This is a genomic window from Salinimicrobium sp. CAU 1759, from assembly GCF_054482715.1.
Map to the genome: position 1 here is coordinate 1 of NZ_JBTLRK010000001.1, position 13,766 is coordinate 13,766.

At 40.0% G+C, this 13,766-nt stretch carries 7 protein-coding genes and 1 rRNA gene; 2 read left to right on the forward strand and 6 right to left on the reverse strand.

The window, feature by feature from the left end; translation table 11 throughout:
• The 6 genes from ACXYMT_RS00005 to ACXYMT_RS00030 all read right to left on the reverse strand — a co-directional run.
• Nucleotides 1-78, reverse strand: a 16S ribosomal RNA gene (locus ACXYMT_RS00005); the annotation flags it as partial.
• Nucleotides 79-1,230: 1,152 nt separating this feature from the next.
• Nucleotides 1,231-3,186: a putative porin gene (locus ACXYMT_RS00010; RefSeq protein ID WP_459057045.1), complete on the reverse strand. Its 1,956-nt coding sequence runs from the start codon at nt 3,184-3,186 to the stop codon at nt 1,231-1,233.
• 144 nt (nt 3,187-3,330) lie between these two features.
• The gene (locus ACXYMT_RS00015) at nt 3,331-4,641 is read right to left on the reverse strand and encodes an aryl-sulfate sulfotransferase (protein WP_459057046.1); all 1,311 of its coding nucleotides are present in this window, start codon (nt 4,639-4,641) and stop codon (nt 3,331-3,333) included.
• A 141-nt stretch (nt 4,642-4,782) separates the two neighbouring features.
• Nucleotides 4,783-5,511 (reverse strand): hypothetical protein, encoded by a 729-nt coding sequence (locus ACXYMT_RS00020; RefSeq protein ID WP_459057047.1) that lies wholly within the window; start codon nt 5,509-5,511, stop codon nt 4,783-4,785.
• A 31-nt stretch (nt 5,512-5,542) separates the two neighbouring features.
• Nucleotides 5,543-7,063: a RagB/SusD family nutrient uptake outer membrane protein gene (locus ACXYMT_RS00025; protein WP_459057048.1), complete on the reverse strand. Its 1,521-nt coding sequence runs from the start codon at nt 7,061-7,063 to the stop codon at nt 5,543-5,545.
• Nucleotides 7,064-7,077: 14 nt separating this feature from the next.
• The gene (locus ACXYMT_RS00030; protein WP_459057049.1) at nt 7,078-10,311 is read right to left on the reverse strand and encodes a SusC/RagA family TonB-linked outer membrane protein; all 3,234 of its coding nucleotides are present in this window, start codon (nt 10,309-10,311) and stop codon (nt 7,078-7,080) included.
• Nucleotides 10,312-10,648: 337 nt separating this feature from the next.
• On the opposite strand from ACXYMT_RS00030, the gene ACXYMT_RS00035 reads away from it, so the two are divergent.
• Nucleotides 10,649-11,248, forward strand: coding sequence for a ribonuclease HII (locus ACXYMT_RS00035; RefSeq protein WP_459057050.1), 600 nt, complete (start codon nt 10,649-10,651; stop codon nt 11,246-11,248).
• Nucleotides 11,249-11,264: 16 nt separating this feature from the next.
• Nucleotides 11,265-13,682, forward strand: a complete 2,418-nt coding sequence (locus tag ACXYMT_RS00040; protein WP_459057051.1) for a hypothetical protein — start codon at nt 11,265-11,267, stop codon at nt 13,680-13,682.
• Nucleotides 13,683-13,766 lie beyond the last annotated feature (84 nt).

The window sequence follows — 13,766 nt, forward strand, 5'->3', positions numbered from 1 at the left end:
GACGTGCTGCCCCTCGACTTGCATGTGTTAAGCCTGCCGCTAGCGTTCATCCTGAGCCAGGATCAAACTCTTCATCGTTAAATCTTAAATAATTTTACAACTACTAAAGGAATTCCTTTCTTAGACCATTGCTGATCCAAAAAGCTCAGAGACGTTTTCTAGTCTTAATTCTTATTTTGCTTATCATATTATTGCTAATATAATACGCGCTGTCAATTCAATATGTCAATGAACTCAAACCCCTCTGTCCTTCCGGAGATCTCCCCCTAAAAAAGAGGAGAAAAACTTCCGTTTTACAGGAGGCGTTTCTTGCGAAATAAAAGGAGTTGAACCTTTTCTACCTATGCCCTACCCGGGATTTCTTTTCAGTATGTTTTAGTGAACTTGCCGGCCGTCAGGCGGGCTTTTGCTCTGTCTCAAAGCGGCTGCAAATGTACAACCTTTTTTCAACCCCGCAAGAAAAAAAATAATTTTTTTCAAATGCTTCGGAAATTGTTTTGTCGAAAACAGGGATGCAAACTTACAACCTATTCCAGTCAACCTCAAAACTTTTTCAGAGAACTTTTTTTACTTCCTTCACAACCCAAAAGCTGTTTCTGAAAGCGGATGCAAAGATAAAATCTATTTCCTTTACAATCCAAGTTAAAATTCAAAAAATTTTCAGAGAACTTATTTGCTTCGAAGTCTTGCTACATAAAGGCTCAGCCGTTGCTTCCCCTCTACCGCGCCTCTCTCTCAAAGCGGCTGCAAATATACAACCGAATTCCACTTCCACAAGTTTTCTGAAAAAATATTTTAAGCTTTTTTTGACATTTTTGGAACCCTACCCGATAAGGTGCTCAAAATGACATTTTTGAAAGCTATAAAAAAAGTTAGATTTTAGAAGTTAGAAGTTAGAGCTGTTACGCCTGGGTCTTATTACTCGATATGAGCACATAAACTTCTGCAAGCAAATTCAGAATACCTTTATAAAACGACATTTTTGGAAGGAAATAAAAAAGTTAGAGTTACGAAGTTAGAAGTTGCACCAAGGTTCTTTGACCACGCCCCAGTCAACTAACTTCTAATATCGCCCTTCGTACTTCGTACCTCCGGTGCGTTAGGGACCTGCCTGCCGGCAGGCAGGTAGCAGCGGCAGCTTTTAAAGCGCTGCCATAAATGGCGCTTTAAAACTAAAGCGGAAAGCCCGGCCCCACCTAGCGGTAGCGACGGTGGGGAACGCCCAAATATTTACATAAACATATTCCAGACCAGGCCAAATCTTACACCGAAGTCACGGTAAGGGTAAAGGGGTGCTGAAAAGTTATTGTTGCCCTGGATCAATTCATTTAAATGCTCAAGCTTAAAAAAGATCCTGGCTTGTCTTATTTTTCCATTGAAGAAAAAATCAACAGTCGGGAATCCGTCGAATTCCTGTTCATTCTGCACGTAGAATTCAGTCAAAACAGGATCATAGCCATTCATTGCATAACCGGTAAAGTAGTTAAGCGTAAAGCCCGTTTCCAGATAAAGGGCCCGCCGAAACCAATGATCCCGATAGTAAAGGGTGTTTCTGGTAATAAAATCGGGCACATTAAGCACCTGAGTTCCATCCAGGACATTTTGGTAGAGGACAGTGTTGTTGAGTGCAAAAACACCTACTACAAACTCCCTTTGAAGCTTAGCCTTAAAAAAGGTCACCTGTCCATCATGCTGAAAAGGCTGAACCAACTCGCTCTCATCAAGACCAAAATAAGCCATATCATTAATGGTAGAGAATTCTACACTGGCATTAAGAAGCCTTGGAGCCCTAAGATCAAAACCAAGTGATTGCCTGCTCTCATTCGAAAAAGAGGTTTGCCAGTTATAGTTGATATAATCACTCTGATACAAAAGGAAATTATAATTAGGAGCTCTACTATTTACATTGGCCGTAGCAGCAACCATAAAATTCAAGGAAGGAGCATAGGAAAGTGTTGCTCCAAGATCATACCCTGAAAAATCTCCGGCAAGGTTGAGCATTCCATCAGCTTTAAAGTAAAATCCGGCGAGAGTTCCCGTGTATTCCCCTCCGGCAGAAACGATATCTCCCTGAAGACGATTAGTGATAAAACCCTCCTGAAGATCCAACACAGTATTATAACCATAGTCATACTGGGTGATCTTCCCTTTTGCCACTATTTTTGCAAGATCCCCCGCATTAAAACCTACATATACTTCATTGGAGGTCGAGGTAAGCCTGGTCTCATCTTTTATTCCCACCTCTTCGAAAGAAGGACCGAAAAACTCATTTGCATTAGATTGCTGGTACTGATATTTCTTATACGTGTGATTGAAAATATGTCCTATAGTAAGATCTCTTGTTACTAATGAATCGCTTTTCCTGTATAACGCAAAGGAGTGGTCAAGATAGAATCTCTTTCCAAATAATGTGGATTGTGCATCTTCAAAATTCACATCAAGCCGCGACCTATCTTCAAATTCGGGATTTATAGCGAGATATTGCTCCAACGAGGCCGCTGTTAATCCGCCGTTCTCTTCATTGAGTAGATCCTGGGAAACAAAATGTGTTTTTAGATCATAACGTCCATTCGTTGAAGTATAACTTGCAGCGGCTCTAAAATTCCCCGTACTGGTTAACAGATGTTTATATCGTCCCAGGGAACGCAGACCTTTATAACCTATGGACAAATTCAAATTTGGACTGGTATTTACTGTAAAAAGCGCATCTACAGCCTGTCCCTGCTCAAATACTGTTTTGAAAAATAATTCTGTGAAGGGAGTTGGTACATTGTAGTAGAAGATATCCTCTACTTCCATGAAATTATAGTGCCTGGCTCGTGCCCCAAATTGTGGCATTATTTCCCGCTCCTCTAGAAAATCATATGTCAGCCGATTATACGTTCGTCCAACATTAGAAAAAGGAAGTAATCCAAAATTATCTTTCCTAAGGTAGTTAAACCTGTAATCTTTGTAAATGTGCAGCGAAGTATCTACAACAGTAGTATCATTTTCTACGGAAATGATCTTATACAGGAAAATAGGTGCTTTTTCGACAGTTGATTCTTTCGTTTGCCGCTCATCAGGTTGTTCGAAAGCCTCTCTGTCCTGAACTTCTGCACTACCACGGTTAAGTTTTCTTTCCTGTGCATTTACAGACACACAGAACAACAATGAAAAAACAACGACAAATTTCTTTTTCTTCATAGAACCAATACTGCCACAAAAGTATGATAAATGATAGAATAAGTTCCTGCTCAACTTTGAAAAGAGATCTACCTTATAAATATAAGGTGCTAAAAAAGGCATTTTGAGAAACCCGTTCTTTCACCACTCATCTAAGTACTGCTTTTATAGTCCTAAAGGTACTAAAGCGCTATCATTCTTATCATAATGATATCCTCTCCAAAAAAAGCCATCTCCTTCAAACCTCCATACAACCTCACCTGCACCTGTGACTTCCCAATATCCTGCACTTCCTTCAGTAATTAAGGTATTACCATTTGGTAGCCTGATTGCCCCCGAAACTTTGGCAGAGAAAAGATCTTGATGAGCAAAACTCCAGGCAATGATGAGCTCATTATTCTTCGAGCTTTGTAGATCATACACTTTTGGCAGCTCGAGTTCGTATACAATTGAATGTGCATCAACAGAAGGAATTCCATTTGAAAAGACAAGTAAATTATTTTTACCTGGAACCAAATTGGGGTGGTGATTGTGATAGAACATTCTGTCACCCTCAGAATTATTGTATGCCCCTGGATTACCAATTCTATAAACGAGATCTCCGCCCTTTCCATAATTCCCACCTGTTCTTCCCGCGGCCTCTTCAGTTGTGGTACTATGGTCAATTATCCAAACTTCACTGAAATAATTCACGCTGAGAAAGATCAGATCATTTACACTGTCGTATTCCAATGCATTAGCGTGAAATATATCGCCGTCATATGATCCCTCCTTTAAGGGATCGGTATAATTAACATTTATACGTTCGGGAGAGTCTTTTACAGAACCGTAATTACCGGCTTGGGGAACCTGATCCTGAATCAAATGATCCCAAAGTTTCCATTCCCAAACCACTTCTCTACTATCAGGATCTAATTCAAGAAGTTTTTCAGAATAAACAACTTCGTCTTCACCAACATATCCACTTCCAATGAGCTCATCTTTATCTTTTTTCTCCCATACCAGGATCAAAATGTTACCATTTGGAAGCATTTCAATGTCATGGTGAGCTAAATTAACATCGTCAGAAAGTTCGTGATCCCACAACAAATCTCCAGCAGGTGAAATTATAGCGATCCTGCCACCAAAACCACCAAATTGGTAAGAGGGTTCGGGATCTGTGAGCGCAACCAGTAGATTACCGTCTTCCAGGAGGACCGCATCATTTCCAATTCCGGAAGGCAACTTCCATTCGAATAGGATCTCAGATTCTTCCTTTTCCATTAAATACACTCTGTTATTCCCGGCATCATTAACCAGAACATAAGCGTCTTCTACTTTAGCAGATTCAAAAACAGTAACATTCCCAGCCAGATTCTTCTCAACTGGCGTTTCTTCCTCCGGAGGCAGCTCTTCTATCTCGTTCTCCACCACATCATCTGAAGAACAAGAGAAAAAAAAGCTCAACAGGGTAAATAAATAAAATAATCTCTTCAAGTTACTATGATTTTATCTGTTAAAAGGAAAGAGAAAGCAAGATAGCAAAAAGCTTTCTACTAGTGAAGAATCTTACCAGGGAGATAAACAAAAAAAAGCTGCCCTCTTCGGGCAGCTTTAAAATAAACTTTAGACCAATAGTTAGTCAATAGTGAAGTCGAAAGAACCTGAATCACCAAAGTTACCAGACACGCTACCAAGTTCTGCTCCATTTGCAGAAAGAGTAACAGATCCATTATCAGGATAAGATAATCCGTCTCCATATGAATCATAGATGGTAAAAGTGTAATCCCCAGAAGAAAGACATACCGGCATCATGAAAGTTTCATCACCGTCGGCGAAACCTCCTCCTTCGTAAACTACAGTACCATCGGTATCTGTAATCTCCCAGGTAGTTTCACTTGCATATCCATCAAAAATGAAAGATAGCATAACTTCTGTAGTCCCTTCAGGACAAACAGTTCTAACGTTAAGTGTAATTCCACTTCCTACAGATAATTCTGATGTAGGAACCAGGTTAAGCACAAGAGTTTCTCCAGTAGCACCAATGTTCACATCTGCAACATCAATAGTAAGTGTTCCTTCGTTAGAATTGGCAGGAATGGTCACAGTTGCAGGAACAGAGTATGCAGCTGCATCAAGGGTTGAACTTGCACCTACTGTTACGTCGATAGTTCTGTCAGAACCTACTACGTTACCAGTAAAAACAGTTACATCATATGTTCTGCTCCCGTCAATATCAACACCTACACTAAGCGGCCCTCTTTCGAAGGTCGCATAGTTAAGTGGTTCTAGATCTTCGTCATAATCACATCCAACAAACATGGACATGCTAAACGTCGCTACTAATAATAAAAGATATTTCTTCATAGTTATTGTAAATTTTGGTTGTTAGACGACGTTAATCGTTTTGACTATCAATGAATGGGTTGTTCTGAATTTCAGACTCAGGAATTTCAAAGGTCAATCTATCATCGTTATAAGGAATTGGCACCCCTACAAATGACAGGTGGTTATCTCCTCTAACAACAGTTTCTTTGAACCTCTTAAGAGCTAAGTAACTCTTTCCTTCTCCCCAAAGCTCAATACGAGTCTGAAGATAGATCTCATCAAGTAATTCATCATTAGAAAGATCACTTAAGTAAGAAGTATCAGGAATACGTTTTTCTAACAACGCTTCAAGTGCATCTACAGCTTCCCCATCCATACCAAGATGTGCAGCTGCTTCTGCATGTAACAAGTACATTTCAGCAACTCTCATGAATACATAGTCTGTAACCATTGGGTTCTGTCCAAAAGGAACTCTTTCAGGAGCAAAGAACTTGTTGATTGGCATTAGGTGAGTTGAAGTACCCGGAGCCACTCTAAACTGGTTCTTTCTTACGTCATCCTCAGGAATTTCGGCATACAATCCGGAATCAATAGCTTTAGAATCTCCAACAGCGGCGTAGCTATAGCTAAAGTAGTCAATCTGACCCCACCATGAAACCAGGCCTAAACCGGTATCTGTAGTAAGATCAATACCCCACATCCATCCAGCAGTTCCAAGATCGTTGAAACCTCCACCGTAAGGAGTAGAGTCTGGACCATCGTGGCGCATTCTTACAACTTCCTCTGCACTCATGATCTGGAATCCTCCTTCTGTGATCACATTCTGCGTAAGATCATAAACTGCCTGCCACTCTCCTTTGTATGCTTTAACATAGGCAAGGATACCCTGAGCTACATATTTGTTAACCTCATTCTTACCTGTACGGTTGAATCCGTCAAGCAGGGTAATAGCATCATTAAGATCACTCTCGATCAAGTTAAAGATCTCTGATGTGGCTACTTTAGGACCGTTTTGATCCTGAAGATCATCGTAAATAGGAAGGATCTCTGCAGCCGGGTCATAATCCTCAGTAAAATACTGAGTAAGATAGAAGTACGAATGAGCACGGATCGCTTTCGCCTGTCCCATGATATACTTGTTCTCTTCAAGTTCCGGCACAGCATCATTACCACCAAGAGCATCAATTACAGTATTCGTAGAACGAATGATCCTGTAGTAATATCTCCATGGCATATAGTTACGCGTTCTTGTAAAATCTGTTGTTGCAACAAATTCAGTAATATCAGCACGGTACCATCCATAAGTACTTACAGAAAGAGCCATATCTCCGGAAAGCATATCTCCATAGATGTCATACCCCTTTTGTCCAAAGTCATCATGGTTACCAGTACCACCAGTACCTGATTCAATCATTAGGGAATAGATCCCTGTCAAAGTTCCACGAACAACCGCCGGATTTAGCTCAGCCGCCTCCGCAATCTGATCGGTCGTCAAAAATTCGGTCGGCTCCTTCTCAAGGAACTCTTCACTACAGCTAGTTCCCAGAAAGAGAAGGGCTGCAGCACCTGTTAATTTTAAAAGATTTTTCATATTATTTTTTTGTATTAAAATTTAACTCTTACACCTGCGGTAATGGTGGTTAGCGGGGCATAAAGTCGACGTCCAGAGTTTCCTGTTTCACTAGTGTTAGGTAAGAAACCGTCTCTCGCTGTTTTCACAAACAGGTTATCTCCAGAAACAAAGATATTCACATAATCAAGGCCTGTGTTACCAAGTACACTTTCAGAAACTGTGTACCCAATAAGAGCGTTGTTCAATGAAAGGTAATCTGTGCTAGTCAGGAACCTTGTAGATCCAGAAGTTGCAGTTTGATCGAATCCATCAGCCAAACGTGGTACGTTAGTGATGTCTCCAGGTCTCTGCCATCTGTCAAAAATATCAGTATGGAAGTTGTTACCTGCAGCACCAAAACGGTCACTCATAAGTTCTCCATATTGATAATCAATTGCATAACCTCCTAAACTATAGATCCACTGAGTAGAGAAGTTAAGGTTCTTCCAGGAACCACCAATACGAATACCTCCACGAACATCTGGAATAGCAGATTTTCCGATGTACTTGTTAGTAGCACTTGCGTAAGTAGAAGTAACTCTTCTCTCTACGTTAGCCTCAGGATTATCTGTAAGGTATGGCGTCATTTCTCCAATAGCAGTATCACCGTTATCAAAAATTCCGTTGTCATTCATATCATCGAAATACTGATACCAAAGTGGAGCTCCTGTTGCAGGATCTACACCAGCCCATTCTCTTGTATAGAAGTCAAAAATAGAGCTTCCTTTTGAGTATGCGTATGGAGAGTTAGAAGTATCTAGAATTCTAGGCTCACCAGTTGATGGCTCAATAGGCATAGTAACGATTTCATTATCAAGAATCTCGCCATTCACGTTAATATCCAATTTAAAATCTGGAGTATTAAAGATATGACCGGTCAGGTTAAATTCCAAACCTGTATTACGAAGCTCACCATCGTTTACGGTGATGATCGCAATACCCTGAGATGGACCTACCCTTCTGTTAAAGATCAGGTTGTCTGTATTCTTAATGTAGTAATCAACAGTACCATCAAGGAATGTACCTAAACTGAATTCAACACCAGTCTGGAACATTTTAGAAGTTTCCCATGTTAGGTCTGGGTTACCGTTATCTCTAGGAGAGATAGAAATTCCTCCTGCCAAAAGACCAAGGTTAAAGGTATCCCATCCATCATAGTAACCAACACCTGCCTCATCTCCGGTAATACCGTAAGAAGCTTTCAGTTTAAGGAAAGTAGCCAATTCATTGTTGATAAGGAAATCTTCGTTAGAAACTACCCATGCACCACCTACAGATCCAAATGTACCCCATTTTTCATTTACGAATCTTGAAGATCCGTCACGACGCACAGAACCAGTTAAGTAGTACTTATCTAAGTAGTCATAGTTAATTTGCCCAAAGAAAGACTCTAGAGAACGACCTTCTGTAAGACCTGTTGGCGGCTGAAGGTTTTCTACAAAGTTGTTCAACTCATAAATGAATGGACTTACAGCCAAACCTTTCCAAACAGTAGATTGAGAAACTTCGATCTCATTCGATTCGTGAGCCACAAGAACTTCAAGAGAGTGATCTCCATACTGATCTTTGTATCTCAACAACTGAAGGAAGTTCTGAATAAGAGCTTCGTTCTCACTCTCAAAAAGGTCACCTCCTGTTGAAGTACCTCCACCGTAGAATGGGTTCGTGAAGTTCTTGTTACGACTTGTAAAGAACTGAGCACCGTAAGTAGACTCAAAAGTAAGCTCCTCTGTGATAGTAATATCAAAACGGAAGTTACCATTCAATTCATGTCTGTTAGTACCGTTGAAATCGTACAATGCAGAACCAATCGGGTTCAGGTTGTTAGCGTTTGGACGCGCACGGAAACCAGAAGCTCCACCGTAATCATACTGGAATCCTCCAAAAATTGGATCTGGAACCAGGTTACCCTCATCATCTCTAAGGAATACAGGGAAAATTGGAGCCATTTTGTCTGCAAATTCAAATACGTTCTCTGAACCAACGATCTGCCCATTAGCAAGAGCTTCAGAATATGCATAACCAACGTTAGCACCACCTACTTCGATCCACTCCTTAACCTGGGAAGAAACATTGATACGAGTAGTATATCTGTCATACCCTGTGTTTAGAGAGTATCCATCATCATTTAAGTAACCAAAAGAAGTATAGTAAGAAGTCTTGTCGTCTCCTCCACCAAATCTTACGTTAGCTTCAGTTCTAATAGCTGAATCAAAAGCAAGATCTTCATATCTTTCTGGATCGTATCTACGAGTAACGCCGTCACGAACCATTCTGGTCTCAGGATCGATAAGCTCAGCAGCAGTAGCATTCCACAGGTTGTAACCAGCAGGAACTACGTTATCTGTAAACAAAGTAGAGTTTGCATAAGCAATAGGATCAGCACGATTTTCGATCACACCTCTATTATAAAGACCTTCCCAAACAAGAGGGATGTAAGCCTCGGGAGAAGTGATAACATCATAACGAGGGATCATTTGAGAGTTAACCCCGGTTTTTACGTCAACTTCGATGAAATCGTCTCCGTAAGCACTTCCTTTTTTGGTAGTGATCAAAATAACCCCGTTCGCACCCCTTGAACCATAAATAGCGGTTGCAGTTGCATCCTTGAGAATGGTAGTAGTTTTAATATCTGAAGGGTTAATAGAGTTAATACTTCCCGAGAAAGGCACACCATCAACAACATATAGAGGAGCCCTGTTACCATTAACAGAACCAAAACCTCTAATACGGATAGTAGAAGTTGTTCCCGGCTGTCCAGAAGTATTGATAACATTCACCCCGGCAACTTCCCCGGCAAGAGCCTGAGAAACGTTGGAGTATGCTTTCACCTCAAGATTTTCGGCATCAATAGTGGTGGCTGTACCGGCAAATGACTGCCTGGTAGCTGTACCATACCCTACAACAACCACCTCTTCCAGTTCGGCAGCATCCGTTTGAAGGGTCACATTGATCACATCCTGAGCTCCTACTAATCTGTCGGTCGTTTGAAAACCAACATAGGAGAAAACAAGGACGTCTTGTGGACTGGCAGTAATACTATAGTTACCACCAAAATCTGTTTGCGTACCTGTCGAGGTACCTTTAAGTAAAACATTTACCCCTGGAAGAGGAAGACCTTGATCGTCAACCACCGTCCCGGTAACTGTTTTCGTTTCTTGTGCAAAGGCAATTTGCACGACTAACACCAGTAATAGTGTTAGAATTCCACTTAATTTTCTTTTCATTTTATGAATTATTTGAATTAGCCAAGGCCAAAAATGATAATAATTTCTTAATAAAACAAGCCGAGCAAAGAAAGTTGTCTGTTAATTCTTTAAGAACTTTCTTGTTTCTATTTGAAGTTACTATGCATGTTCATATTTTTTGGTTTGAAAACCTGTCACAACCACTCATTATACTTTTCTTGACCTGGAATTAAACAGAAAGTATTAAAGTGTGTAATTTTGCACATACATTTCAGGAGGCTATTATTTCCAGGCAATGACATATTTTCTACTTTTGCATCGACCTCAGAACCGTCATTATTCCAATTAACTTATTATTTATGAAGACTTTAACAAAATGCTGACAAGAAGTTTTTCGAAATCACCTATGGAGTGCGGCACCGACGAAGCCGGGAGAGGATGTCTAGCAGGCCCCGTGACTGCTGCTGCTGTTATACTACCTAAGAACTTTCGAAACAAACTTATCAACGACTCTAAAAAAATAAACTCAGTTTCCAGAGCAAGCCTTAGAAAAGTAATAGAAGAAAAAGCTGTCTGTTATTCCGTACAACATATATATATGGAGGAGATCGATGAGATCAATATTTTAAATGCTTCTATTCTTGCAATGCATAAATGCATAGATGATCTAAACCCAATACCCGAATTTATTATCGTTGACGGAAACAGGTTTAAAAATTTTAAAAATGTGCCTCACGAATGTATAATTAAAGGTGATGGGAAATATTTGACCATTGCAGCAGCTTCTATCCTGGCCAAGACCTACCGCGATGAATTCATGATGAGGATACACGAAGAATATCCAATGTACAATTGGAAACAGAATAAAGGCTATCCTACTGTTGAACACCGTGAGGCCATAAAAAAATACGGGATAACCAAATATCACAGAAAGAGCTTTAAACTCCTTCCAGAGCAACTAGAGTTGTCTTTTTAAAGAACAAAATTCTCCCATGAAAAAAGTCTTACTCTTCCTTTTTAGTACCCTCTTAATTTCATGTAGCGATGACCTGACCAAATCGAGGGAACTGACCGATTTTATTCCGGCAAATGCCGGAGTGATCGTAAAAATGCAAAACCCCGACCTTTTCTTCAATAATCTTAAGAATAATGAGTTCATCAATTCTAATTCAGAGAACAGGAGCTTTAAAGAGCTGAAGGAACAGTTGTCCATTCTCAATTATTTTCCACATAATAAAGATGCTCTGCTTGTCATAAGTGCGAAAGGAGATGATTCCTTTGATTTTACCTTTGTAAGTAATAACAGTCTTACTCCAAAAAATTTAGACTCTATTCCTAATAAACAGATAGAATCCATCCAGTCAACTAGTGGAGAGATCCAAAGATTTATCTTAGAAGGCAAAAAAGCCTTTTCAGCAAAAATTGACAGTATAAGTATATTAAGTAGCTCCAGACCTCTTCTTGAAGAGATTATTTCCGGACAAACGATTGATGACAATGACTTAAGAACTGCCTTTAAAGCCGCATCAAAAAAGAAAACTTCCATATTCCTAAACCACCATAATATTCCTGCCTTTCTAAAGGAAATATTACCTCCGCAATTCCCCGGTTTTAGTAAATGGACTGTTTTAGATACCGATATTTCTCAGGATAAAATACTTCTTAATGGAATCACTGTTGCTACAGATAGTCTACCGCGAGTCGTAAATGTCTTTAAGGATATTAGACCAGCCCAAAATTCAATTTCAGGTATTACTCCGGTAAATGCCTATGACTTTACTTCGATCACGTTTAGGGATTTTGAAAAACTAGAAGAGAATATCACTTTTTTGAGAGGGAATACCCGGGACAGCCTCCACACAGCAGAAGCTGATATCCTCAAAAATGCAAATGAAGCCGGAATCATCACGCTCTCTAAAGGGCTAGTTCTGGCCATCCAGGTCCTGGATCCGGAAATTGCTATGAACTCAATGGCTTTTAAACCGGAATCCATTGAAGAATTCCGTGGAAATGTCATTTTTGAATACCCTGAACCTGATGCATTTCAAAATTTGCTTCAGCCACTTCTCAATCCAAAAGACCTTCATTTTTTCACCTTTTTGAACAGCTATATTCTGTTCTCTTCAAATGTGGAATCACTCAAGGAAGTAATTTCGGCTGTACAGAATGATCTTGTATTGGCAAATACTGAAGCTTATAAAAATTCTTCTGAGAATCTTAGTTCAGAAGCATCGCTATTAATGGTAAGAAACAACCAGGCTAAAAAGGTGGAGAATGATCTCGACTTTACAAATCACCCAATCACCGCATTACAGGTGATCTATCAGGATGATTTTGCACACGTCCACAGCGTACTCGCTAAAAATACTTCAATAAAAACTACAGGAGCTATTTCTCAGTCCGCCGCAGTAAAACTAGGCGCGGCTCTTGCTTCAAAACCTGTATTTTTTAAAAACCACCGTAGTAACGGGATGGATATTGCAGTGCAGGATGTTGAAAATACCCTTTACCTCATTTCTCCTGAAGGCAAGATCTACTGGAAAAAAAGAATGGATTCCCGCATTTTAGGAGAGATACAGACAGTAGATATTTTAAGAAACGGCAGGTACCAGCTCGCCTTTGCTACTCAAAATGAACTCCACATCATTGACAGGGACGGGAATCCCGTAAAACCTTTTCCATTAAAGTTTAAGGATAATATTTCTCAGCCGTTATCTGTCTTTGATTATGACGGAAAGAAGGACTATCGATTTGTGATCACACTGGGAAACGAAGTCTTTATGTATGACCGAAAAGGAAGAAGTGTAAAAGGTTTTAATTTTTCAAAAACATCATCAAAAATTATCCAGTCTCCAAAGCACATTAGAATTGGACGCAAAGATTACATTGTAATTCCTGAAGAATCTGGAAAATTGAATATCTTAAGCCGTACGGGAGAGGTAAGAGTAGCTGTAACAGAGAATCTTGACCTCACAGAAAATAGGTGGTACGAGTACAATGGTAATTTCGTATCCACCAACAACCTGGGCCAACTCATTAAGATCACTGAAAACGGAAGAATAAGCAGGGAAGATATGAACCTGGCTGATAATCATCGCATAACAGCTACAGAAAGGACACTGGTCTCACTCTCCGACAACAAACTTACGATTAAAGGCAACTCTGCCACTCTTGACTTCGGATTATATACTGAACCACAGATCTTTTTTCTCAACAATAAGATCTACGTAAGCCTAACAGACCTACAGGCAAATAAGGTGTATCTGTTTGACAGCAACGCCAGCTTATTAGAAGGTTTTCCTGTGTATGGCAATTCAGTTATTGACCTGGCTAACGCCGATAAAGATGCAGCCCTTGAACTAGTTGTGAAAGGAGAAGATGATGAGTTGTTGGTATATGAGGTTCAGTGATTAGTGGTCAGTGGTCAGTGATTAGTGGTCAGTAAAAATTAAGAAGAACAGGCTAAACAATTTTTGAACCTTGAATCTTGAACT

Bases quoted from the DNA above. Each gene is read 5' to 3' on its own strand.
- ACXYMT_RS00030 (WP_459057049.1), bottom strand. From the start codon at position 10,311: ATGAAAAGAAAATTAAGTGGAATTCTAACACTATTACTGGTGTTAGTC.
- ACXYMT_RS00040 (WP_459057051.1), top strand. From the start codon at position 11,265: ATGAAAAAAGTCTTACTCTTCCTTTTTAGTACCCTCTTAATTTCATGT.
- ACXYMT_RS00020 (WP_459057047.1), bottom strand. From the start codon at position 5,511: ATGAAGAAATATCTTTTATTATTAGTAGCGACGTTTAGCATGTCCATG.
- ACXYMT_RS00025 (WP_459057048.1), bottom strand. From the start codon at position 7,063: ATGAAAAATCTTTTAAAATTAACAGGTGCTGCAGCCCTTCTCTTTCTG.
- ACXYMT_RS00035 (WP_459057050.1), top strand. From the start codon at position 10,649: ATGCTGACAAGAAGTTTTTCGAAATCACCTATGGAGTGCGGCACCGAC.
- ACXYMT_RS00010 (WP_459057045.1), bottom strand. From the start codon at position 3,186: ATGAAGAAAAAGAAATTTGTCGTTGTTTTTTCATTGTTGTTCTGTGTG.